The sequence below is a fragment of the Enterobacter sp. 296B2 genome, from assembly GCF_034106185.1.
GTDB classification, from domain to species: Bacteria; Pseudomonadota; Gammaproteobacteria; order Enterobacterales; family Enterobacteriaceae; genus Enterobacter; species Enterobacter cloacae_N.
The window spans coordinates 1-22,240 of the sequence record NZ_JAWNCA010000010.1 but is presented as its reverse complement, the minus strand read 5'-3'; the positions used below and the strand labels follow the sequence as shown (position 1 = coordinate 22,240).

At 57.8% G+C, this 22,240-nt stretch carries 21 protein-coding genes; 12 read left to right on the top strand and 9 right to left on the bottom strand.

Annotation, left to right across the window (positions count from 1 at the left end):
- Window positions 1-7 precede the first annotated feature (7 nt).
- Window positions 8-1,060, top strand: coding sequence for a 3-deoxy-7-phosphoheptulonate synthase AroG (gene aroG / locus URZ40_RS09660; protein ID WP_316380474.1), 1,053 nt, complete (start codon window positions 8-10; stop codon window positions 1,058-1,060).
- 61 nt (window positions 1,061-1,121) lie between these two features.
- Here the strand turns inward: aroG and gpmA are convergent, their stop codons facing one another.
- From gpmA to modE, 7 genes are all read right to left on the bottom strand, one after another.
- On the bottom strand, window positions 1,122-1,874 hold the full coding sequence (gene gpmA / locus URZ40_RS09655) for a 2,3-diphosphoglycerate-dependent phosphoglycerate mutase (protein WP_008501111.1): 753 nt from the start codon (window positions 1,872-1,874) through the stop codon (window positions 1,122-1,124).
- Between the two features lie 206 nt (window positions 1,875-2,080).
- Complete coding sequence (galM, locus tag URZ40_RS09650) at window positions 2,081-3,121, bottom strand: galactose-1-epimerase (RefSeq protein WP_320720463.1); 1,041 nt, start codon at window positions 3,119-3,121, stop codon at window positions 2,081-2,083.
- Window positions 3,115-4,263, bottom strand: a complete 1,149-nt coding sequence (gene galK, locus URZ40_RS09645) for a galactokinase (protein ID WP_116343346.1) — start codon at window positions 4,261-4,263, stop codon at window positions 3,115-3,117. Before galK ends, galM begins: the two co-directional genes overlap by 7 nt.
- Before the next feature lie 3 nt (window positions 4,264-4,266).
- On the bottom strand, window positions 4,267-5,313 hold the full coding sequence (gene galT / locus URZ40_RS09640) for a galactose-1-phosphate uridylyltransferase (RefSeq protein ID WP_320720462.1): 1,047 nt from the start codon (window positions 5,311-5,313) through the stop codon (window positions 4,267-4,269).
- A gap of 9 nt (window positions 5,314-5,322) precedes the next feature.
- Window positions 5,323-6,339, bottom strand: a complete 1,017-nt coding sequence (gene galE / locus URZ40_RS09635; RefSeq protein ID WP_041910754.1) for a UDP-glucose 4-epimerase GalE — start codon at window positions 6,337-6,339, stop codon at window positions 5,323-5,325.
- A 200-nt stretch (window positions 6,340-6,539) separates the two neighbouring features.
- On the bottom strand, window positions 6,540-8,012 hold the full coding sequence (gene modF, locus URZ40_RS09630) for a molybdate ABC transporter ATP-binding protein ModF (RefSeq protein WP_320720460.1): 1,473 nt from the start codon (window positions 8,010-8,012) through the stop codon (window positions 6,540-6,542).
- A gap of 67 nt (window positions 8,013-8,079) precedes the next feature.
- Window positions 8,080-8,868: a molybdenum-dependent transcriptional regulator gene (gene modE / locus URZ40_RS09625; RefSeq protein ID WP_320720459.1), complete on the bottom strand. Its 789-nt coding sequence runs from the start codon at window positions 8,866-8,868 to the stop codon at window positions 8,080-8,082.
- A 127-nt stretch (window positions 8,869-8,995) separates the two neighbouring features.
- Here modE and URZ40_RS09620 point away from each other — a divergent pair, with 127 nt between their 5' ends.
- From URZ40_RS09620 to modC, 4 genes are all read left to right on the top strand, one after another.
- Window positions 8,996-9,145: an AcrZ family multidrug efflux pump-associated protein gene (locus URZ40_RS09620; RefSeq protein WP_013097516.1), complete on the top strand. Its 150-nt coding sequence runs from the start codon at window positions 8,996-8,998 to the stop codon at window positions 9,143-9,145.
- Between the two features lie 177 nt (window positions 9,146-9,322).
- On the top strand, window positions 9,323-10,096 hold the full coding sequence (gene modA, locus URZ40_RS09615) for a molybdate ABC transporter substrate-binding protein (RefSeq protein ID WP_116343350.1): 774 nt from the start codon (window positions 9,323-9,325) through the stop codon (window positions 10,094-10,096).
- Window positions 10,096-10,785: a molybdate ABC transporter permease subunit gene (modB, locus tag URZ40_RS09610; RefSeq protein ID WP_116343351.1), complete on the top strand. Its 690-nt coding sequence runs from the start codon at window positions 10,096-10,098 to the stop codon at window positions 10,783-10,785. The genes modA and modB overlap by 1 nt, the downstream gene beginning before the upstream one ends.
- A gap of 2 nt (window positions 10,786-10,787) precedes the next feature.
- Window positions 10,788-11,846 carry a molybdenum ABC transporter ATP-binding protein ModC gene (modC, locus tag URZ40_RS09605; RefSeq protein WP_116343352.1) on the top strand — a complete coding sequence of 353 codons (1,059 nt, stop codon included), beginning with the start codon at window positions 10,788-10,790 and terminating at the stop codon, window positions 11,844-11,846.
- Here modC and URZ40_RS09600 read toward each other — a convergent pair whose 3' ends face one another.
- The gene (locus URZ40_RS09600; RefSeq protein ID WP_232935967.1) at window positions 11,847-12,665 is read right to left on the bottom strand and encodes a pyridoxal phosphatase; all 819 of its coding nucleotides are present in this window, start codon (window positions 12,663-12,665) and stop codon (window positions 11,847-11,849) included.
- Between the two features lie 140 nt (window positions 12,666-12,805).
- On the opposite strand from URZ40_RS09600, the gene pgl reads away from it, so the two are divergent.
- Both pgl and tisB read left to right on the top strand, forming a co-directional pair.
- A complete protein-coding gene (pgl, locus tag URZ40_RS09595) occupies window positions 12,806-13,801 on the top strand; it encodes a 6-phosphogluconolactonase (RefSeq protein WP_116343354.1) in 996 nt (331 codons plus the stop codon).
- A gap of 442 nt (window positions 13,802-14,243) precedes the next feature.
- Complete coding sequence (gene tisB, locus URZ40_RS23180) at window positions 14,244-14,333, top strand: type I toxin-antitoxin system toxin TisB (protein ID WP_023332440.1); 90 nt, start codon at window positions 14,244-14,246, stop codon at window positions 14,331-14,333.
- A gap of 52 nt (window positions 14,334-14,385) precedes the next feature.
- Here the strand turns inward: tisB and URZ40_RS09590 are convergent, their stop codons facing one another.
- On the bottom strand, window positions 14,386-15,669 hold the full coding sequence (locus URZ40_RS09590; RefSeq protein WP_316380469.1) for a putative acyl-CoA thioester hydrolase: 1,284 nt from the start codon (window positions 15,667-15,669) through the stop codon (window positions 14,386-14,388).
- Between the two features lie 191 nt (window positions 15,670-15,860).
- On the opposite strand from URZ40_RS09590, the gene hutI reads away from it, so the two are divergent.
- From hutI to hutH, 5 genes are all read left to right on the top strand, one after another.
- Complete coding sequence (gene hutI / locus URZ40_RS09585; RefSeq protein WP_320720453.1) at window positions 15,861-17,114, top strand: imidazolonepropionase; 1,254 nt, start codon at window positions 15,861-15,863, stop codon at window positions 17,112-17,114.
- On the top strand, window positions 17,111-18,049 hold the full coding sequence (gene hutG / locus URZ40_RS09580) for a formimidoylglutamase (protein WP_320720452.1): 939 nt from the start codon (window positions 17,111-17,113) through the stop codon (window positions 18,047-18,049). The genes hutI and hutG overlap by 4 nt, the downstream gene beginning before the upstream one ends.
- A gap of 19 nt (window positions 18,050-18,068) precedes the next feature.
- The gene (locus URZ40_RS09575) at window positions 18,069-18,803 is read left to right on the top strand and encodes a histidine utilization repressor (protein ID WP_320720504.1); all 735 of its coding nucleotides are present in this window, start codon (window positions 18,069-18,071) and stop codon (window positions 18,801-18,803) included.
- A 127-nt stretch (window positions 18,804-18,930) separates the two neighbouring features.
- Entirely contained in the window at window positions 18,931-20,619 is a 1,689-nt protein-coding gene (hutU, locus tag URZ40_RS09570) for a urocanate hydratase (RefSeq protein ID WP_320720450.1), read from the top strand.
- Window positions 20,616-22,136, top strand: coding sequence for a histidine ammonia-lyase (gene hutH, locus URZ40_RS09565; RefSeq protein WP_320720448.1), 1,521 nt, complete (start codon window positions 20,616-20,618; stop codon window positions 22,134-22,136). Before hutU ends, hutH begins: the two co-directional genes overlap by 4 nt.
- Window positions 22,137-22,240: the final 104 nt, after the last annotated feature.

The following is a 22,240-nucleotide window of genomic DNA, read 5'->3' as shown; positions in this document are numbered from 1 at the left end:
AAAGAAGATGAATTATCAGAACGACGATTTACGCATTAAAGAGATCAATGAGTTATTACCTCCTGTAGCGCTCCTTGAGAAATTCCCCGCCACTGAAAATGCCGCAAACACGGTTTCTCATGCTCGTAAAGCGATCCACAAGATCCTGAAAGGTAATGACGATCGTCTTCTGGTGGTGATTGGCCCGTGCTCCATTCACGATCCTGCCGCTGCGAAAGAGTATGCGGCCCGTCTGCTCGCCCTGCGTGAAGAGCTGAAGGACGAGCTTGAAATCGTGATGCGCGTCTATTTTGAAAAACCGCGCACGACAGTGGGCTGGAAAGGGCTGATTAACGATCCGCACATGGATAACAGCTTCCAGATCAACGACGGCCTGCGCATTGCGCGCAAGCTGCTGCTGGAGATCAACGACAGCGGCCTGCCAGCTGCCGGTGAGTTCCTGGATATGATCACGCCACAATACCTGGCAGATCTGATGAGCTGGGGCGCGATTGGTGCCCGCACCACTGAATCTCAGGTCCACCGCGAGCTGGCTTCTGGTCTCTCTTGCCCGGTGGGTTTCAAAAACGGCACTGACGGTACCATTAAGGTGGCTATCGACGCCATCAACGCAGCGGGGGCGCCGCACTGCTTCCTGTCTGTGACCAAATGGGGTCACTCTGCCATCGTTAACACCAGCGGTAACGGCGACTGCCATATCATTCTGCGCGGTGGCAAAGAGCCAAACTACAGTGCAAAACATGTGGCAGAGGTGAAGGCCGGGCTGGAAAAAGCCGGGCTGCCGGCGCAGGTGATGATCGACTTCAGCCACGCCAACTCCAGCAAGCAGTTCAAAAAGCAGATGGAAGTGGGGGCAGATGTCTGCCAGCAGATCGCCAACGGTGAGAAGGCGGTAATTGGGGTGATGATTGAAAGTCATCTGGTCGAAGGGAACCAGAACCTGGAAGGTAGCGAGCCGCTGGTGTATGGCAAAAGCGTGACTGATGCCTGCATCGGCTGGGAAGATACCGATGCCATCCTGCGTCAGCTGGCGAATGCGGTAAAAGCGCGTCGCGGCTGAATTCTCAGGCACAAATAAAAAAGCGCGGAAGGCTCCGCGCTTTTTTTACGTCCGGCGAAAATTACTTCGCTTTACCCTGATTCGCGACAGCCGCTGCTTTCGCTGCGATTTCGTCCGCGTTACCCAGGTAGTAGTGTTTGATTGGCTTGAAGTTTTCGTCGAACTCATACACCAGCGGTACGCCAGTTGGGATGTTCAGTTCGAGGATCTCGTCTTCACCCATGTTGTCCAGGTATTTCACCAGCGCGCGCAGGGAGTTACCGTGAGCGGCAATGATCACGCGCTCGCCGCTTTTCAGACGTGGCAGAATGGTTTCGTTCCAGTAAGGCACAACGCGGTCGATGGTCAGCGCCAGGCTCTCGGTGGTTGGCAGCTCAGCGTCGGTCAGTTTCGCGTAACGCGGGTCGTGGCCCGGGTAGCGCTCGTCATCTTTGGTCAGCTCTGGTGGGGTGACCGCGAAGCCGCGACGCCACTGTTTAACCTGCTCGTCACCGTATTTCTCAGCGGTTTCCGCTTTGTTCAGGCCCTGCAGCGCACCGTAGTGACGCTCGTTCAGTTTCCAGGATTTCTCAACCGGCAGCCAGGCCTGGTCCAGTTCGTCCAGCACGTTCCACAGGGTATGGATGGCACGTTTCAGCACAGAGGTGTAAGCAAAATCAAAGCTGAAGCCTTCTTCCTTCAGCAGTTTACCTGCTGCTTTTGCTTCGCTTACGCCTTTCTCAGACAGATCAACGTCGTACCAACCGGTAAAGCGGTTTTCGTTGTTCCACTGGCTTTCGCCGTGACGCACCAGAACCAGCTTAGTAATAGCCATCTCTTACTCCTCAAGCATTTTTAGAATGATAACAATTCTCATTATATTGCCGTGGCGGTGCCACCAGCAACGCTTAACCCTAACCATAGCGAAAATAGTCTCTGAGTGTAAGATGCTTGTGAATCCAGGGTTATGATTTTGTCTGCGATCGGCGCTATTTTCAGCAAGACGCGCAGAAAAAAGCCCTCCGATGGGAGGGCTGGAAATCAATGCGGAATGAAATGATACTCTGTGACGCTCACGTACTCTTCGCCCGGGCGCAGCACGCAGTCCGGCTGCGGCCATTCAGGATGATTGGGGCTGTCCGGCAGGAATTCGCTCTCCAGCGCCAGCCCTTGCCAGTCGCTGTACTCATCGTGTTCGCGCGCCGTCGTGCCGCCAAGATAGTTGCCTGAGTAGAACTGCAGGGCAGGGGCGGTGGTATACACCATCATCTGCAGCTTCTCATCCGCAGACCAGACCTGCGCGGCAGGCTGTTTTACATCACCTTTGGCGTGCAGCAGGAACGCGTGATCGTAGCCTTTCACCTTGCGCTGATCGTCATCGCTCAGGAAATCCTGGGCGATAACTTTAGCGCTGCGGAAATCAAAGCTGGTCCCGCTCACGTCTTTAAGGCCCTGATACGGAATGCCCATCTCGTCAACCGGCAGATAAGCGTCAGCCAGGATCTGCAGCTTGTGGTTAAGCACGTCGCACTGGTTGCCGTCCAGATTGAAGTAGGCATGGTTAGTCAGGTTGACCGGACACGGCTTATCGACCGTCGCACGGTATTCAATGGCGATTCGGTTGTCGTCGGTCAGCGTGAAGCGCGCGGATGCGATAAGATTCCCCGGGAAGCCCTGATCGCCATCAAGCGAATCCAGTGAGAACAGCACTTCCCCGTCGTTTTGACGAACAATCTTCCAGCGGCGTTTGTCAAAGCCGTCCGGCCCGCCGTGCAGCTGGTTCTCACCCTGGCTTGGAAGCAGGGCGTACTGGACGCCGTCGAGCTCAAAGCGGCTCTTCGCGATACGGTTGGCATAGCGCCCTACGGACGCGCCCAGATAGGCGGATTGATTGACATACTGCTCAGGCGAGGCGCAGCCGAGCAGGGTTTCGCGCACGCTGCCGTCCGGCATTGGTACGCGGGCTGATAGCAGGGTCGCACCCCAGTCCATAAGCGTAACCACCATCCCCGCGCTGTTGCGCAGGGTTAACAGGCGATACGGCAGACCATCCGGTGCGAGGGTAGGTGTTTCGTTTAGCACTGTCCGGCTCCTTGTGATGCTTTACATACATAGAACGTTTCTTTGATGCCCGTTTGCGCTTCGTACTGCTTCGCCACGGCGTCCTGGACGGCAGGGACCAGCTCTTCCGGAACCAGCGCAACGATGCAGCCGCCAAAACCGCCGCCCGTCATACGTACGCCGCCTTTGTCGCCAATGACCGCTTTCACAATGTCCACCAGGGTGTCGATCTGCGGCACGGTGATTTCAAAATCATCGCGCATGGAGGCGTGAGATTCTGCCATCAGTTCACCCATGCGTTTCAGGTCACCTTTCGCCAGTGCGGACGCGGCTTCAACGGTACGGGCGTTCTCCGTCAGCACGTGACGTACGCGCCTGGCGACAACCGGATCCAGTTCGTGCGCCACTTTGTTAAATTCATTGAGCGTCACGTCGCGCAGGGCAGGCTGCTGGAAGAAGCGCGCACCGGTTTCGCACTGTTCGCGGCGGGTGTTGTATTCGCTGCCCACCAGCGTGCGTTTAAAGTTGCTGTTGATAATCACGACGGCCGCGCCTTTTGGCAGCGGAACGGCTTTGGTGCCCAGCGAGCGGCAGTCGATCAGCAGCGCGTGCTCTTTTTTGCCCAGCGCAGAGATCAGCTGGTCCATAATGCCGCAGTTGCAGCCCACGAACTGGTTTTCCGCTTCCTGGCCGTTCAGCGCAATTTGCGCGCCGTCCAGCGGCAGATGATACAGCTGCTGGAAGACGGTTCCCACGGCCACTTCGAGCGAGGCCGACGAACTTAAGCCCGCACCCTGAGGCACGTTGCCGCTGATGACTAAATCGGCACCGCCGAAGTTCTTGTTGCGCTTCTGCAGATGCTTCACCACGCCGCGTACGTAGTTAGACCACTGCTGGCTGTCGTGCGTCACAATCGGGGCATCGAGGGAAAACTCGTCCGTCTCATTACCGTAATCTGCCGCAATGACGCGGACTTTGCGGTCGTCGCGCTTCGCACAGCTGATGACCGTCTGGTAATCGATGGCGCACGGCAGCACGAAGCCGTCGTTATAGTCGGTGTGTTCACCGATCAGGTTAACGCGGCCGGGCGCCTGGATAACGTGGGTGGCAGGGTAGCCAAATTTCTCAGCAAACAGGGATTGTGTTTTATCTTTCAGACTCATTTTTTAGACTCCTGATTCGCGATAGTGGACGTCGCTAACGGCGCGCAGGCGTTCTGCCGCCTGTTCCGCCGTCAGGTCACGCTGGGTTTCCGCCAGCATTTCATAGCCCACCATAAATTTACGCACCGTCGCAGAGCGCAGCAGCGGCGGGTAGAAATGGGCGTGCAACTGCCAGTGCTGATTCTCTTCCCCGTTAAACGGTGCGCCGTGCCAGCCCATGGAGTACGGGAAGGAGCACTGGAACAGGTTGTCGTAACGGCTTGTCAGTTTTTTCAGCGCCAGCGCCAGGTCGTCGCGCTGCGCGTCGCTGAGATCGGTAATGCGCTGAACGTGCGCTTTCGGCAGCAGCAGCGTTTCAAACGGCCAGGCGGCCCAGTAGGGCACGACGGCCAGCCAGTGCTCGGTTTCCACCACGGTACGGCTGCCGTCGGCCAGCTCACGCTGAGTGTAGTCCACCAGCATGGGTGAGCCGTTTTCTGCGAAATAGGCTTTCTGCAGACGATCTTCACGCTCGGCTTCGTTGGGCAGGAAGCTGTTCGCCCAGATCTGGCCGTGTGGATGCGGGTTAGAGCAGCCCATCGCCGCGCCTTTGTTTTCGAACACCTGCACCCACGGATAGCTCTGCCCCAGCTCAGCGGTTTGCGCCTGCCAGGTGCTGACCACCTCTTTCAGCGCGTCTACGCTCAGCTCTGGCAGCGTTTTGCTGTGATCGGGCGAGAAGCAGATCACGCGGCTGGTACCGCGCGCGCTTTCGCAGCGCATCAGCGGGTCGTGGCTTGCGGGGGCGTCCGGCGTGTCGGTCATCAGGGCGGCAAAATCGTTGGTGAAGACGAAGGTGCTCTTGTAGTCCGGGTTTTTATCCCCGGTGACGCGCGTATTGCCCGGACACAGGAAGCAGTCCGGGTCATGCTGTGGCAGCGTCTGTTTTGCAGGCGTCTCCTGCGCCCCCTGCCAGGGGCGCTTGGCGCGATGCGGGGAAACCAAAATCCATTGCCCGCTTAACGGGTTAAAACGACGATGCGGATGATCGACGGGATTAAACGAAGTCATGACGGATCCTTAGTCCGGATAGCCTTGCGGGTGGCGTGACTGCCAGTGCCAGGTATCCTGTGCCATTTCATCAAGCGTGCGGGTGACACGCCAGTTCAGCTCTTTATCGGCTTTGGTGGCATCGGCCCAGTAAGCAGGCAGGTCGCCATCACGACGCGGAGCGAAGTGGTAGTTCACCGGCTTACCGCAGGCTTTGCTGAAGGCGTTAACCACGTCCAGCACGCTGCTGCCGACCCCGGCGCCGAGGTTATAAATATGCACGCCCGGTTTGTCAGCCAGCTGCTGCATGGCTGCAACATGGCCGTCTGCCAGATCCATCACGTGGATATAGTCGCGCACGCCGGTGCCGTCTTCGGTGGGATAGTCATTACCAAAAATGGCCAGCGACTCGCGACGGCCTACCGCCACCTGGGCGATGTACGGCATTAAGTTGTTCGGAATACCCTGCGGATCTTCACCCATATCGCCGGACGGATGGGCACCGACCGGGTTGAAGTAGCGCAGCAGCGCGATGCTCCACTCCGGCTGCGCTTTTTGCAGGTCGGTCAGGATCTGCTCCACCATCAGCTTGCTTTTGCCGTACGGGCTTTGCGGCGTACCGGTCGGGAAGCTTTCCACGTAAGGGATTTTGGGCTGATCGCCGTAGACGGTGGCGGAGGAGCTAAAGATAAAGTTTTTGACGTTCGCCGCGCGCATGGCGGAGATCAGACGCAGGGTACCGTTGACGTTGTTGTCGTAATACTCAAGCGGTTTCGCAACGGATTCACCAACTGCTTTCAGGCCCGCGAAGTGGATCACCGCTTCGATGGCGTGGTCGTGAAGGATCTCGGTCATCAGCGCTTCGTTGCGGATGTCGCCTTCCACGAAAGTTGGCTGTTTACCGCCAAGACGTTCAATTACCGGCAGCACGCTGCGCTTACTATTGCACAGGTTGTCGAGGATGATCACATCGTGACCATTTTGCAGCAGCTGCACACAGGTATGACTTCCGATGTAACCGCTACCACCTGTTACCAGAACTCGCATAATTCGCTCCATTGGGCTTATGGTATGTAATAACCATAGCATAACAGAGACGCGAAAAGTGTGACATGGGATAAAATAGTGGAATCGTTTACACTCGTTTTCACACTCGTTTTTTCGATGAGTCAGAGCATTCTAGATCAAAGAGATAGCGATGTATTGATGCAAGTTATCTGAAAAGAGGAGGGCGGTGCCCTCCACGGTTAATCGATGCTGCTGAGAAGATAGCGATAACCCTCGCCGTCCGCGACAAACTCCAGGCGGTGGGTAATGCAGGAAGGGGCATCTTCGGCATGGTGTGAAACGAACAGCAGCTGCGTTTCACCTTCGCTAATCAGCACGTCTACAAAGCGGCGGATCAGCTGCCGGTTGAGCGGATCCAGCCCCTGCAGCGGTTCGTCGAGGATCAGAAGCGTAGGGTGTTTTACCAGCGCGCGAACGATCAGTGCCAGGCGCTGCTGCCCCCACGACAGGCTATGAAACGGCGCGTCAGCGACCCGGCTGTCCATGCCCAGAATATCCAGCCACTGCTGGGCCAGCTTGCGCTGTTTGTCCGACACCGCCTGATAAATGCCGATGGAATCAAAATAGCCGGAAAGGATCACGTTGCGTACCGTGGTACTGACCCGGTAATCAAGATGCAGGCTGCTGCTGACGTAGCCGATGTGCTTTTTGATATCCCAGATGGTTTCGCCGCTGCCGCGACGCCGCCCGAAAAGCGTCAGATCGTTGCTATAGCCCTGCGGGTGATCGCCGACGATCAGGCTCAGCAGCGTTGATTTTCCCGCGCCGTTAGGGCCGATAATCTGCCAGTGCTCGCCAGGATTGACCGTCCAGCTGAGGTGGTTAAGGATCGGACGGTCATCATAGGAAACCACCCCGTCACGCAGAATGATAAGCGGCTGCCGGGGATCGAGACCGTGGCGCGCCGCCGGCGCGTCGGGCTCCGGCAGCGCAATACCCGCCAGCTTTTCGCTGTGCGCAAGCTGGGCAATGAGCGCCTGCTTGAGCAGCGCAGATTTTTCCCCGGTTTCGATCAGGCTGCAGTCTGCCAGCACGCCCGCGTTCTGCACGAAATCAGGAATTTCATCAAAGCGGTTCAGCACCAGTACGATCGTATAACCTTCCTGATTCAGAGAGCCCAGCAGGGCGGCAAGCTGGCCGCGGGAGTGAACATCCAGCCCGTCAAAGGGCTCATCCAGAATCAGCAGCTCCGGCTGGCCCATGAGCGCCTGACACAGAAGCGTTTTCCGCGTCTCGCCGGTAGAGAGGTATTTAAACCGCCGGTTCAGCAGAGCGGAGATGCCAAATTGTTCCGCCAGATGCTGGCAGCGAGCGGGATCTTTCACCTCATCCTGAATAATCTCCGCCGCCGTGCGGCCGGTGTCTTCTTCACCAGGACTGAGTAAATCGGTGTTATTGCGCTGCCACTCGTCGCTTACCAGCTTTTGCAGCTGTTCAAAGGACAGGCGCGTCACGCGCTTGAAATGGCTCTGGTATTCGCCTTTGAGAAGGGGAAGCTCTCCGGCCAGCGCGCGGGCCAGCGCGGATTTACCGCTGCCGTTGGTGCCGACAAACGCCCAGCTTTCACCCGCGCGTATTGTCAGATCGGCAATTGTCAGCGTTCGGGTATCGCTAAGACGAAACGTACCTTGCGAAATATGCAATGATGACATGATGTATCCCATTTTTTGCAGCAACTGCTGTCAGGGATACGCACTGTCGGCGCGATTGTCAATGCACTCAGCACAATGTGGCGATAATCACCCGGTCTGCGTTGAAATATGCGGTGACGATAGCACCTTCTTCTAAACCGTCCGCCTCGCTGAGCGGGACCGTCGCGCAAAGGGTTTGTCCGTCTGCCAGGGGCATCAGCACCTCGCACTGCTCTTTGCCGCGTTCGATATGGCTGATGGCGCCGCGCAGCTGGTTATCTGCGGCCTTTGCCTTGTCCGGGTCACGCGTGATGTTGACCCAGGGCGCTTTCAGCAACACCAGCACCTCTTTACCTTCGTCCAGATCGAGGCGCTCTGCGCTCTGCGCCGTTATCGCCGCTTTCAGACGGGTGACGCCATCGGCAAGCAGGATCTCAATATGCTGCTGTACCTGGAGATTATCGCGCGCCGTCACCGTACCAAACCACTGGTTGCGGGCGCTGGTCTGTAACGAGAAGCGGGAAATGGCGGCCAGCAAGCTGTCCAGCGGAACGTTATCGTCGTCACTCAATACATCGAACGCTTTTTGCTGGATTTGTCCCATGAGATCGTAGAGCTGAATCAGACGCTGGCCATAACGCGTGACGACAGCCCCGCCACCGCCTTTGCCCCCTGTGGCTCTGTCCACCAGCGGTTGTTCGCTCAGGGTGTTCATTTCATTGATGGCATCCCAGGCGCTTTTATAGCTAATCCCGGCATTCCTGGCTCCCTGGCTAATTGAGCCGGTCTGTTCTATCTGTTTAAGCAGGGCAATACGCCGGGGGTCGGCGAAATGCTTTTGCTGAAGTCGGAGAGTAAGAAGAATTTCGGCCTGCATAACAGTGTCCTGGCAAAAAGAATATTGTGACCCAAATGGTGCAGGGCGCAAAGGGCACCGCACAAAAGGGGATGTTTTTCTTACTTTTCAGGGTAGAATAGCCCATTCACAAAATCTGGAGAAAACCATGTTAGAGTTGTTGAAAAGTCTGGTATTCGCCGTGATCATGGTACCAGTAGTGATGGCCATCATCCTCGGTGCCATCTACGGCCTGGGTGAAGTGTTCAACGTTTTTTCGAATATCGGTCACAGAGACCGTGCGAAAAAGCAGCATTAATTTCCCACAAAACGCCCGGCTTGCCCGGGCGTTTTGCTCTCAAGATTTTTTCATTTTCGCCGATATTATTAAGATATCCGTCCGCCTTACCCCTTGAGCGGTACGATTTACCGCTGGGATCTCCCTGAAGATATCGTTATATTAATTTGTATATAACGCTACTCACAGGAGTTACAGATGGCACGTTCATGGGTACGCCTTTTCGCAGGGGCAACGCTGACGCTTTCACTTACCGGACACGCGCTGGCGGACGAGGGTAAAATCACGGTCTTTGCGGCGGCGTCACTGACCAACGCGCTGCAGGATATCGCGGCGGCGTATAAAAAAGAGAAAAACGTCGAGGTGGTCTCCTCTTTTGCCTCTTCTTCGACGCTGGCGCGCCAGATAGAAGCGGGCGCACCGGCGGATCTGTTCATCTCGGCTGACCAGAAGTGGATGGATTACGCGGCAGAGAAGAGAGCGATTGATGCGACAACCCGCGAAACGCTGCTGGGGAATAGCCTGGTTGTCGTGGCACCAAAAGCCAGCGCGCAGGCGGACATCACCATCAATAAAGAGACCAACTGGATAAATCTGCTGAACGGTGGGCGTCTGGCGGTGGGCGATCCGGAGCACGTTCCGGCCGGGATCTATGCCAAAGAAGCGCTGCAAACGCTGGGGGCATGGGAGACATTGTCGCCGAAGCTGGCCCCGGCGGAAGACGTGCGCGGCGCGCTGGCGCTGGTGGAACGCAACGAAGCTCCGCTGGGCATAGTGTATGGCTCCGATGCCGTTGCCAGCAAAGGCGTGAAGGTGGTGGCAACATTCCCGGAAGATTCCCACAAGAAAGTGGAATATCCTGTCGCGATTGTTGATGGACATAAAAATGCGACCGTAACGGCCTTCCGCGATTATCTGAAGGGGCCGGAGGCGTCCGCAATCTTTAAACGTTATGGATTTACGACTCACTGATGATACTGACCGATCCTGAATGGCAGGCTGTTTTGCTGAGCCTTAAAGTCTCTTCCCTGGCGGTTGCGCTGAGTTTGCCCTTTGGGATCTTCTTTGCCTGGTTACTGGTTCGCTGTCGGTTTCCCGGCAAAGCGCTACTCGACAGTGTACTTCATCTCCCCCTGGTTTTACCGCCTGTGGTGGTCGGTTACCTGCTGCTGATTTCGATGGGGCGACGCGGTTTTATCGGCGAAAGGCTCTACGACTGGTTCGGACTCACATTCGCTTTTAGCTGGCGCGGTGCGGTGCTGGCGGCGGCGGTGATGTCATTCCCGCTGATGGTGAGGGCAATCCGCCTCGCGCTGGAAGGCGTGGACATGAAGCTCGAACAGGCGGCCCGCACGCTGGGCGCCGGACGCTGGCGCGTCTTTTTCACCATCACGCTCCCGCTTACGCTGCCGGGCATTATTGTCGGGACGGTGCTGGCCTTCGCCCGCTCGCTGGGCGAGTTCGGCGCGACCATCACGTTTGTGTCGAACATTCCCGGTGAGACGCGAACCATTCCGTCGGCCATGTACACCCTGATTCAGACGCCGGGGGGGGAGAGTGCCGCAGCGCGGCTGTGCATCATCTCAATCGTACTAGCCCTGGTTTCGCTGCTGGTTTCTGAATGGCTGGCCCGGCTGAGCCGCGAGCGGATGGGGAAATAACGATGCTGGAACTGAATTTCACCCAGACGCTGGGAAACCATACCCTGACGCTTAACGAGACGCTGCCTGCAAGCGGCATCACCGCCGTCTTCGGCGTGTCGGGGGCGGGAAAAACGTCTCTGATTAACGCCATCAGCGGCCTGACGCGCCCGCAGTCAGGACGTATTGTCCTGAATAACCGCGTTCTGAATGACGTGGAGAACAAAGTTTACCTCTCACCGGACAAGCGCCGCATCGGCTACGTTTTCCAGGACGCGCGCTTGTTCCCGCACTACAGCGTGCGCGGCAACCTGCGCTACGGCATGGCGAAAAGCATGGCCGGGCAGTTTGACAAGCTGGTCACGCTTTTAGGCATTGAGCCTCTGCTCGACAGGCTGCCGTCCTCACTCTCCGGCGGAGAAAAACAGCGGGTGGCCATTGGCCGCGCGTTGCTGACCGCCCCCGAACTGCTGCTGCTCGACGAGCCGCTGGCCTCGCTCGATATACCGCGCAAGCGCGAACTTCTGCCTTATCTGCAGCGACTGACGCGTGAAATTAATATTCCGATGCTCTACGTCAGCCATTCGCTGGATGAGATCCTTCATCTGGCCGACAAAGTGCTCGTGCTGGAAGAGGGCAGCGTGAAGGCCTTCGGCAACCTGGAAGAGGTGTGGGGCAGCAGCGTAATGCACCCCTGGTTACCGAGAGAGCAGCAGAGCAGCATCCTGAAGGTCAGCGTTCTGGAACATCATCCGCACTACGCGATGACCGCGCTGGCGCTGGGTGACCAGCATCTGTGGGTCAATAAGATCGATAAACCGTTACAGTCCGCGCTGCGAATTCGCATCCAGGCGTCGGACGTCTCGCTGGTGCTGCAGCCGCCGCTGCAAACCAGTATTCGCAATATTCTGCGCGCCAAAGTGGCGGAGTGTTTTGATGATAACGGGCAGGTGGAGGTGAAGCTTGAAGTCGGCAGCAGGACGCTCTGGGCGCGCATCAGCCCGTGGGCCAGGGATGAGTTAGCAATCAAGCCCGGCCTGTGGCTTTACGCGCAAATTAAGAGCGTCTCAATCACCGCTTGATTACAGCAGGTGGGTATAAATGTACTGCGCGATGCTGTCGGTGGTGTTGTCGCCAATCACCACGTTGGCGCGCGCTTTCACCGCGTCGTCGGCATTGCCCATCGCCACGCCCGTACCGGCGGCTTCCAGCATGCTGATGTCGTTGTAGTTATCGCCGAAGGCGATCACGTCCTGCATCGACCCGCCTTTTGATTCCACATACTGCGTCAGGCGCTTGCCTTTGCTGTTACCCTTGCGGGCAATATCCACCTGATCGTGCCAGGACCATTCGCACTCCAGCCCCAGCGTTTCCTCGACGTGCTTCGCGAAGGTATTCAGTTTGGTGGTGTCTTCATCCGTCAGGGCGAATTTCCAGATAGCCTCAACATCCCGGGCCGCCTGGCGCAGGGAGGAAACCTGGGTAAAGACCGGGCGCTGCGCTTCAGGCAGGGACAATGCCCAGTTGCTGGTGCGCACCACGTGGCCGGTAGGGCGCTCGTACACCATCGCGTTATCTACGTACATGAGACCGTGTACGTCATGCTCATCCAGCAGATCAATCAGTTGCAGCGCCTGCGGAACCGGCAGCGGGTCGGCGGCTAAAACCTTTTTTGCCTGATAATCATACAAATAAGTGCCATTACAACAAATTGCAGGTGTATCTAGCGCCAGTGCCTGATAAAAAGGGTGAATGGCAACGTGATGTCGACCCGTTACGATAAGGAGTTGATATCCCACTTCCTGCGCGCGTTTAAGCGCTTCAAGGGAGGAGGGGAGCAGGGTTTTCTGAGGGGTAAGTAATGTTCCGTCTAAATCCAGTGCAATCACACGCGAGGTCATTTGTTCTTCCGGGTTAATGTTGAATTTTAGGTCTCAGGGGATGTTACACCGAGAGTAAATCGCTGCAAAATTCCTGGCTAAAATTCAGCATTCACCGTTAAAAATAATCACTTTCACGTGCAGTGAGGAAAGGAGTATTCATGAAACAAACCGTTTATACCGCCAGTCCTGAAAGTCAGCAGATCCACGTCTGGCGCTTGAATGCAGAAGGTTCGCTCACGCTGGTTCAGGTTGTTGATGTGCCGGGCCAGGTGCAACCGATGGTCATCAGCCCGGATAAACGTTTCTTGTACGTGGGTGTGCGCCCGGAGTTTCGCGTGCTGGCCTACCGTATCTCTCCTGACGACGGCGCGCTGACCTACACCGCTGAAGCGCCCTTGCCGGGCAGCCCAACCCACATCTCGACCGATCGTAAAGGCAACTTCGTTTTCAGCGGCTCCTATAATGCGGGCTGCGTCAGCGTGACGCGACTTGAAGATGGTATTCCGACGGATACCGTGGATGTGGTGGAAGGGCTGGAAGGCTGTCACTCGGCGAATATCTCTCCGGACAACCGCACGCTGTGGGTGCCTGCGCTGAAGCAGGATCGTATCTGCCTGTTCACCCTGAGCGACGATGGTCACCTGGTGGCGCAGAATCCGGCTGAGGTCACCACCGTTGAGGGCGCAGGTCCTCGCCATATGGTCTTCCACCCGAACCAGCAATATGCCTACGTCGTCAATGAACTGAACAGCTCTGTGGACGTATGGGAACTGAAAGATCCAAACGGTCAGATTGAGTGCGTGCAGACGCTGGATATGATGCCGTCTGACTTCTCCGATACCCGCTGGGCGGCGGATATTCACATCACGCCGGATGGCCGCCACCTTTACGCCTGCGACCGTACCTCCAGCCTGATTACCGTGTTTAGCGTCTCTGAAGACGGCAGCGTGCTGGCGATTGAAGGTTTCCAGCCAACGGAAACCCAGCCGCGCGGCTTTAATATCGATCACAGCGGTAAATACCTGATTGCGGCGGGGCAGAAATCCCACCACATCGCGCTGTATGAAATCAAAGGCGAGCAGGGGCTGCTGGAAGAGAAAGGACGGTACGCCGTCGGCCAGGGGCCAATGTGGGTAGTGGTAAACGCTCACTAAGCCGCTAAAAACAAAAAACCTCGCGAATGCGAGGTTTTTTATGCCCGGTGGTTGCCGGGTGAGCACATCAAAACGTAACCAACACGTCCATCATAATATTGGCTTAAGGTGATGTAAATTCATCATCAACGAAAAAAAGAGATTATGAGAGGATGGTGGATATTAATATTCAGTATAAACAGTTACTTATTTGTTTTCTCTTTATAAATTCCTAAACTCCATTTAACTGTTTTTATGTACAGTAATGGTCTGATATCATTCTGTTCGTTGGTTTGATGTGTTGCAGTTCCGCAATTCAGGATCCGTTTCAAGTCCTGGCTGTCGGGTGGTGCCGACAGTGCCTAAACTGCGGAGCACGTCAAAACATAACCAACACACCTCTGGTGACAGGCAGCGGAAAGGTAAATCAGAGGAGAAGTGCTCTATACCAAAGGAGTGGCGTATGAGCGGTGTGGAATGGGCAATTCTGTTCCTGCAACTCATGGTTGCGATTATGCAACTATTGGATGCGTATCTTAAGTTTGGTGCCTGACGTATCCAGTCGCAGTAAAAAGGGGGATTAACATCCCCCTTTTACTCTTATCTTACTGCTTCGGCTCAGCGACCACGTTACTGCCCAGACCGCGGTTGTTGTATTCCCACATGCGGTTGAAGTTCGCGTCGTTCAGGTTGCGCTGCACGTTCCCTTTATCATCCATCGTACCGGTATTGCCGGAGAACGGACGTTTGGAGACAGCGCCATCAGCCCACGGCTTCGCCACGTTAAAGCCTTCGTTGATCACGCTGTCGCGGATAACGACCTGGCCGTTAGTGGCAGAGTCCACGTCCAGAGAGCGGCCCAGCTGCGCCACGCCGTCACCGGCCGCGTTGAAGCGGCTGTTCACGGCCAGGAAGCCGTAGAACAGGTTAGACTGAGTTGCTGGCGCAAACACGTAGCCTTCCTGCTGGGTACGGGAATTCACCACGCGGAAATCAGTGTTATCAAACACTACCGCGCCGCGACCGGACACCAGATCCACGTCACCTTCAACGTAGCTGTTGGTCACCAGCGTACGGGTCAGGCGGTTATTCTGCAGGGTGTTCTGCACGCCGCTGTTGGTCACGAAGAAGGTGTTCTGACGACCCAGAATGTTGACGTTGTTAATCTGCACCTTATCGCCATCGCTACGCAGCGCAACGGCCTGGTGGTTACCGGCATCTACGCTGTCGCCCAGGGTATTCTGGATGGTCAGGTTCTGCAGCTGCAGGCCGTTATTTTGAGACCAGAATACCGCCGAGCACATCACGCCAACGGTGGCGGAACGCTTGCTCTGGCAGTTATCAAACATATACCACGCCGGTTTGCCCGGCATATATTTGCCGGCCGGGTTCACCAGGTGACGCCAGGTGTTGTTGTCAATTTCGGAATCAATCGCCAGGCCAATTTTTACGTCGATCGCTTTTTCGCCCAGACCGTAAATCGTAATGCTGCCCGGGGCCGCCGGAACATACACGGTGCCTTCATATTCACCCGGCAGGATCGCGATGTACTGGCGAGACGCGCTGTGTTTAGTAATGGCCGCGTCAACCGCAGCCTGAATGGAGGTGTGCGTAACGCCCTGCGCACCCGCCGGGCCAACCACGAAGTCAGGCTGTTTGGGCAGGTTAATTGAAGACGGTGTCCACGGCGCGGCGTTAGGATCCATTGCCGAGAAGTAGTGGGCACGGTCGAAGTTCTTCGCTTCATCTGCGGACAAAATCGGGCGGGAAGCAGTACCGGGCGCTACCTGCTCAGAAGGTCGCTGATCCGGTGGTGTTGAACTGCATGCGGATAATGTCACGCCAAAGGCGAGCGCTAACGCCAGACGGGAAATCCTGGAAATGTTCAAGGTGAAGCTCCTGGGTATGCAAGTCTTTACGGGATAGACGAAATAGCCTGCTTTTTTATACTAAGTTGAGCGAAACGGGAAGATAAAAAGGGTAAAAGTTGCATTTTTTGCCATGAGGTGACGGGAAAGTCATCACAAATAAATAACATTTTCCCTCAAGGCGGTTGACAGCAGACGATGGATGCAAATAAATGTCTATACAACCCATGACAAGTGGAATGCCCATGCAGCTTCATCCTGACGATGTAATATGGCGAAATGCGCGACTGGCAACAATGGTTCCCGACACATCCGCGCCCTATGGCCTGAAAGAGCAGCACGCCCTGGTCGTGCGCGGTCAAACTATCCTTGCCGTGATCCCTGAATCTGACATTCCTGCCGGACACCGTCACGTCGTCGATCTTGAGGGACGTCTGGTCACGCCAGGCCTGATTGACTGCCATACCCACCTGGTGTTCGGCGGCGACCGCGCGGCGGAGTGGGAGCAGCGTCTGAACGGCGTCTCTTATCAAACCATCAGCGCCCAGGGGGGCGGGATTAACGCCACCGTGACGGCAACGCGCGGCAGTTCCCCGGAAACCCTGCTGACACTGGCGCAGCAACGGCTCCAGCGTCTGATGAATGAAGGTGTGACGACCGTTGAAATCAAATCGGGATACGGACTCAACGCCGAGGCCGAAGAGAAGATGCTGCAGGTTGCCCGCCAGCTGAGCCTCAATAATCCGATCGATATCAGCGCAACGCTGCTGGCCGCACACGCCATACCAGCGGAATACCGGCAGGATCCGGATGCGTACCTCACGCTGGTCTGTGAGCAGATCCTGCCCACGCTGTGGCAAAAAGAGTTATATGAAGCAGTCGACGTGTTTTGTGAAAACGTCGGCTTCACCCCGTCGCAAACCGAGCGCCTCTTCCAGGCGGCGACTGCGCTCGGTATCCCGGTGAAAGGGCATGTCGAGCAGCTGTCGAATCAGGGCGGCGCGGCGCTGGTGAGCCAATATAACGGGCTGTCGGCCGATCATATCGAATATCTCGATGACGCAGGCGTTCAGGCGATGGCGGAAAGCGGCACGGTTGCGGTATTGCTTCCCGGCGCGTTCTATTTTCTTCAGGAGCGCCAGCGTCCGCCGGTTGAACGGCTCAGAAAACAGGGGGTCCCGATGGCCGTCGCCACCGACTATAACCCCGGCACCAGCCCGTTTGCCAGCCTGCACCTGGCGATGAATATGGCCTGCGTCCAGTTTGGCCTCACACCGGAAGAGGCCTGGGCTGGCGTCACGCGGCATGCGGCGCAGGCGCTGGGGCGCGGTGCTACCCACGGGCAGCTGCGGGCGGGGTTTGTCGCTGATTTTATCGTCTGGGATGCTCGCCACCCGGTGGAGATGGTCTACGAGCCGGGGCGCAACCCGCTTTATCAACGCGTTTTCCGTGGGGAGGCAGTATGAGGTTATGGCGGCCCGTAGCCGAAACCGTCTGGCAGGGGCGCGACGACAGCGCCGAGGCCAGCAATGCAACGCGCATTTTCCAGACGATACACCATCAGGCGCAGTTTACGCCGCTTTCATCCGGCATTGCGCTGATAGGCTTTGAATGTGATGCAGGGGTTAAACGCAATCAGGGCAGGCCCGGTGCCGTTCAGGCTCCTGATATCCTGCGCAAAGCGCTGGCAAATATGGCAAGCCATCAGGGGCGCGAACGGCTGGCGGATATGGGCTCGGTGTACGTTGAGGGCGATGAGCTGGAAGCGGCACAGCAGGCGTTAAGCGATGCCGTCACGGCCTGCCAGCAGTCCGGGATGCGCACGCTGGTGTTTGGCGGCGGGCACGAAACCGCCTGGGCGCACGGTCGGGGGATTCTGGATGCGTTCCCTGGAGAGCGTGTGACGGTGATAAATCTGGATGCGCATCTTGACCTGCGCAAGGCCGACCGGGCGACGTCCGGTACGCCGTTTCGTCAGTTGGCTAACTACTGCGATGAACGCGGGCGCGAGTTTCGCTACGCCTGCTTTGGCGTCAGCCGCGCGGCGAACACCCAGGCACTGTGGGATGAGGCCGAACGCCTGAACGTCACGCTGGTGGAAGATCTCCATTTCAGGCGCGAGGCCCTACCGGCGCTGGAAAAGGTGCTGGCGCAGGCCGATCGCGTCTACCTGACGATCGATCTGGACGTTCTGCCCGCAAGCGAAATGCCTGCCGTTTCCGCCCCGGCCGCGTTAGGAGTCCCGGCGCTGGATCTGCTGTCGGTTATCGAACAAATCTGCCGCAGCGGTAAGCTGCAGGCCGCCGATCTGGTAGAGTTTAACCCGCAGTACGATCGGGACGGACAGGGCGCAAAGCTCGCCGCCCGTCTGGCCTGGCAAATTGCTCACTGGTGGGCATAACACTATTTAAGGAGTCATGATGTTTTCACGCTCGCCCCTGCCACAGCCGAGCCCTCCCGCGCCTTTCTATGAAAAGGTGAAGCAGGCGATCAGCGAAAAAATCGCAACCGGCGTCTGGCGCCCGCACGACCGCATTCCGTCGGAGGCCGAGCTGGTGGCCCAGTTCGGTTTTAGCCGGATGACTGTCAACCGGGCGCTGAGAGAGCTGACCGACGAAGGGCTTCTGGTGCGCCTGCAGGGAGTGGGGACGTTTGTGGCGGAACCGAAAGGGCAATCAGCCCTGTTTGAAATCCGCAGCATCGCGGACGAAATTGCCGCACGTAATCATCATCACCGGTGCGAAGTGCTGGTGCTGGAAGAGACCCAGGCCAGTGTCGAGCAGGCCGCAGAGCTGAACGTCAAAGAGGGCAGCCGCATCTTCCACTCCGTGATGGTGCATTTTGAAAACGACATTCCGGTGCAGATTGAAGATCGCTGCGTCAACGCCGAGCGGATACCGGACTATCTCAACCAGGATTACACCCAAACTACGCCACATGCCTATCTCTCGCTCGTCGCACCGCTGACGGAAGGGGAGCACATTGTGGAGGCCGTGCGCGCCACGCCGCAGGAGTGCGAACGGCTGCGCATTAAAGAGTACGATCCGTGCCTGCTGATCCGCCGTCGTACCTGGTCGTCATCGCACATCGTGTCGCATGCCCGGCTGCTCTTCCCGGGTAACCGTTACCGGCTACAGGGCCACTTTATGTCATAAGTTTTATAAGCGTGATCGCTAACGCAATATAACAAAATTGTATCTTTTTTGTTAAATACGACCTTGTGTGTGCTTGTCTATACAAGTATATCTAAATGCATCATCTGTCCCTTATGAGGAGCACACAATGTCGTCAGGTAAATACCGTCAGCAGGACGTCCGCGCCGCGCGCGGCACCACGCTTACCGCCAAAAGCTGGCTCACCGAAGCCCCGCTGCGCATGTTGATGAACAACCTCGATCCCGAGGTGGCGGAAAATCCCCACGAGCTGGTGGTCTACGGCGGCATAGGGCGCGCCGCGCGCAACTGGGAATGCTATGACGCCATTGTAAAATCCCTGACCGAACTCGAACACGACGAAACCCTGCTGGTGCAGTCCGGCAAGCCGGTTGGCGTGTTCAAAACCCATAAAAACGCGCCGCGTGTGCTGATCGCCAACTCTAACCTGGTGCCGCACTGGGCCACCTGGGAACACTTCAACGAGCTGGATGCGAAAGGGCTGGCGATGTATGGCCAGATGACCGCAGGTAGCTGGATCTACATCGGCAGCCAGGGGATTGTTCAGGGAACCTACGAAACCTTCGTGGAGGCCGGTCGCCAGCACTATAACGGCTCGCTCAAAGGCCGCTGGGTATTGACCGCGGGTCTCGGCGGCATGGGCGGCGCACAGCCGCTGGCCGCCACGCTTGCCGGCGCCTGCTCGCTGAACATTGAGTGCCAGCAGAGCCGCATTGATTTCCGTCTGCGCACCCGCTACGTCGATGAACAGGCAAACGATTTGGACGATGCGCTGGCGCGCATTAAAAAATACACCGCCGAAGGCAAAGCCGTGTCGATTGCCCTGTGCGGCAACGCGGCGGATATTCTGCCGGAGCTGGTTGCCCGCGGCGTGCGCCCGGATCTCGTCACCGACCAGACCAGCGCCCACGATCCGCTGCACGGCTACCTGCCAAAAGGGTGGGCGTGGGAAGAATACCAGCAAAAAGCGGAGACCGACCCGGAAGGCACCGTGCTTGCCGCGAAACGCTCTATGGCCGAACACGTTTCTGCCATGCTGGCCTTCAGCCAGATGGGGATTCCGACCTTTGACTACGGCAACAACATCCGCCAGATGGCGAAAGAGATGGGCGTGAATAACGCTTTCGACTTCCCCGGCTTCGTGCCTGCCTATATTCGCCCGCTGTTCTGCCGCGGCATCGGCCCGTTCCGCTGGGTTGCCCTGTCCGGCGATCCGCAGGATATCTACAAAACTGATGCCAAAGTGAAGGAGATCGTTGCGGATGACAAACATCTGCACCACTGGCTGGACATGGCCCGCGAGCGCGTCAGCTTCCAGGGCCTGCCGGCGCGCATCTGCTGGGTTGGGCTGGAGTGGCGGCAAAAGCTGGGCCTCGCCTTCAACGAAATGGTGCGCAGCGGTGAAGTCTCCGCGCCGATCGTCATTGGCCGCGACCACCTGGACTCCGGCTCCGTTGCCAGCCCGAACCGCGAAACCGAAGCCATGCGCGACGGCTCGGATGCGGTCTCCGACTGGCCGCTGCTCAACGCCCTTCTGAACACCGCCAGCGGCGCGACCTGGGTCTCGCTGCACCACGGCGGCGGCGTGGGGATGGGCTTCTCCCAGCATTCCGGGATGGTCATCGTCTGTGACGGTACCGATGAAGCCGCCGCGCGTATCGCTCGCGTGCTGCACAACGACCCGGCAACCGGCGTGATGCGTCACGCGGATGCGGGTTACGAAATTGCCATTGACTGTGCCAAAGAGCAGGGGCTGAACCTGCCGATGATCCCTGCCACACAAGGAAAGCATGAATGAACGCCTTAACACTCACTCCCGGCTCGCTGACGCTCAAACAGCTGCGTAACGTCTGGCGTAAACCGGTCACCCTTTCGCTGGATGAAAGCGCTCACGCCGCCATTAATGACAGCGTCGCCTGCGTTGAAGCCATCGTGGCTGAGGGGCGCACCGCCTACGGGATTAACACCGGCTTTGGCCTGCTGGCGCAGACCCGCATCGCCACGCACGATCTGGAAAACTTACAGCGTTCGCTGGTGCTGTCGCACGCGGCGGGCGTGGGTCAGCCGCTGGATGATGAGATTGTCCGCCTGATGATGGTGCTCAAAATCAACAGCCTGGCGCGCGGTTTCTCGGGCATTCGCCTGAGCGTCATCCAGGCGCTGATGGCGCTGGTGAATGCAGAGGTCTACCCGTGGATCCCGGCCAAAGGTTCCGTAGGCGCATCCGGCGACCTCGCGCCGCTGGCGCACATGTCGCTGCTGCTGCTGGGCGAAGGCAAAGCGCGCTGGCAGGGCGAGTGGCTGCCTGCGAAGGAGGCACTTAAAAAAGCCGGATTAACGCCAATTACGCTGGCGGCGAAAGAGGGGCTGGCACTGCTGAACGGCACTCAGGCATCGACGGCCTTCGCGCTGCGCGGTCTGTTTGAAGCGGAAGATCTGTTTGCCTCGGCGGTAGTGTGCGGTGCGCTGACCACCGAAGCCGTGCTGGGCTCGCGTCGTCCGTTCGACGCCCGCATCCACGCGGTGCGCGGCCAGCGCGGGCAGATTGATGCCGCCGCGATGTACCGCCACGTGCTTACCGACACCAGCGAAATTGCCGATTCACACCATAACTGCGAGAAGGTTCAGGATCCGTATTCCCTGCGCTGCCAGCCGCAGGTGATGGGCGCGTGCCTGACGCAGCTGCGCCAGGCGGCAGAGGTGCTGCTGGTGGAGGCCAACGCGGTGTCCGATAACCCGCTGGTGTTCGCCCAGGAAAACGAGGTGGTCTCCGGAGGCAACTTCCACGCCGAGCCGGTGGCGATGGCGGCGGATAACATCGCGCTGGCGATTGCCGAAGTCGGCGCGTTGTCCGAGCGCCGCATTGCGCTGATGATGGATAAACATATGTCCCAGTTGCCGCCGTTCCTGGTGCGTAATGGCGGGGTCAACTCGGGATTTATGATTGCCCAGGTGACCGCAGCCGCGCTGGCAAGCGAGAACAAAGCCCTGTCGCACCCGCACAGCGTGGACAGCCTGCCGACGTCTGCAAACCAGGAAGATCACGTTTCGATGGCGCCGGCTGCCGGACGTCGTCTGTGGGAAATGGCCTCCAACACCCGCGGCGTGCTGGCGGTGGAGTGGCTGGCGGCGTGTCAGGGTATCGATCTACGTGATGGGCTTAAATCCAGCCCGCTGCTGGAGCAGGCGCGTCAGGAACTGCGCGAGCACGTTACGCACTACGATGATGATCGCTTCTTTGCGCCGGATATTGATAAGGCGATGCAGCTTCTGGAAGAAGGGCGTCTGGTGGGGTTGTTGCCTTCCGTACTGTGATGTTTCCCCTCACCCCGGCCCCCCCCCCCAAAGGGGGGGGGGGGGGTATTGTGCACACCCCCAATAGGGGGGGGGGGGGTGGGGGGGGCGATGAAAAAGAAGGG

Excerpts from the sequence above, each read along its gene's own strand:
- aroG (WP_316380474.1), top strand. The coding sequence starts at position 8 with ATGAATTATCAGAACGACGATTTACGCATTAAAGAGATCAATGAGTTA.
- gpmA (WP_008501111.1), bottom strand. The coding sequence starts at position 1,874 with ATGGCTATTACTAAGCTGGTTCTGGTGCGTCACGGCGAAAGCCAGTGG.
- galK (WP_116343346.1), bottom strand. The coding sequence starts at position 4,263 with ATGAGTCTGAAAGATAAAACACAATCCCTGTTTGCTGAGAAATTTGGC.
- galT (WP_320720462.1), bottom strand. The coding sequence starts at position 5,313 with ATGACTTCGTTTAATCCCGTCGATCATCCGCATCGTCGTTTTAACCCG.
- galE (WP_041910754.1), bottom strand. The coding sequence starts at position 6,339 with ATGCGAGTTCTGGTAACAGGTGGTAGCGGTTACATCGGAAGTCATACC.
- modF (WP_320720460.1), bottom strand. The coding sequence starts at position 8,012 with ATGTCATCATTGCATATTTCGCAAGGTACGTTTCGTCTTAGCGATACC.
- modE (WP_320720459.1), bottom strand. The coding sequence starts at position 8,868 with ATGCAGGCCGAAATTCTTCTTACTCTCCGACTTCAGCAAAAGCATTTC.
- URZ40_RS09620 (WP_013097516.1), top strand. The coding sequence starts at position 8,996 with ATGTTAGAGTTGTTGAAAAGTCTGGTATTCGCCGTGATCATGGTACCA.
- modA (WP_116343350.1), top strand. The coding sequence starts at position 9,323 with ATGGCACGTTCATGGGTACGCCTTTTCGCAGGGGCAACGCTGACGCTT.
- modB (WP_116343351.1), top strand. The coding sequence starts at position 10,096 with ATGATACTGACCGATCCTGAATGGCAGGCTGTTTTGCTGAGCCTTAAA.
- modC (WP_116343352.1), top strand. The coding sequence starts at position 10,788 with ATGCTGGAACTGAATTTCACCCAGACGCTGGGAAACCATACCCTGACG.
- URZ40_RS09600 (WP_232935967.1), bottom strand. The coding sequence starts at position 12,665 with ATGACCTCGCGTGTGATTGCACTGGATTTAGACGGAACATTACTTACC.
- pgl (WP_116343354.1), top strand. The coding sequence starts at position 12,806 with ATGAAACAAACCGTTTATACCGCCAGTCCTGAAAGTCAGCAGATCCAC.
- tisB (WP_023332440.1), top strand. The coding sequence starts at position 14,244 with ATGAGCGGTGTGGAATGGGCAATTCTGTTCCTGCAACTCATGGTTGCG.
- hutI (WP_320720453.1), top strand. The coding sequence starts at position 15,861 with ATGTCTATACAACCCATGACAAGTGGAATGCCCATGCAGCTTCATCCT.
- hutG (WP_320720452.1), top strand. The coding sequence starts at position 17,111 with ATGAGGTTATGGCGGCCCGTAGCCGAAACCGTCTGGCAGGGGCGCGAC.
- URZ40_RS09575 (WP_320720504.1), top strand. The coding sequence starts at position 18,069 with ATGTTTTCACGCTCGCCCCTGCCACAGCCGAGCCCTCCCGCGCCTTTC.
- hutU (WP_320720450.1), top strand. The coding sequence starts at position 18,931 with ATGTCGTCAGGTAAATACCGTCAGCAGGACGTCCGCGCCGCGCGCGGC.
- hutH (WP_320720448.1), top strand. The coding sequence starts at position 20,616 with ATGAACGCCTTAACACTCACTCCCGGCTCGCTGACGCTCAAACAGCTG.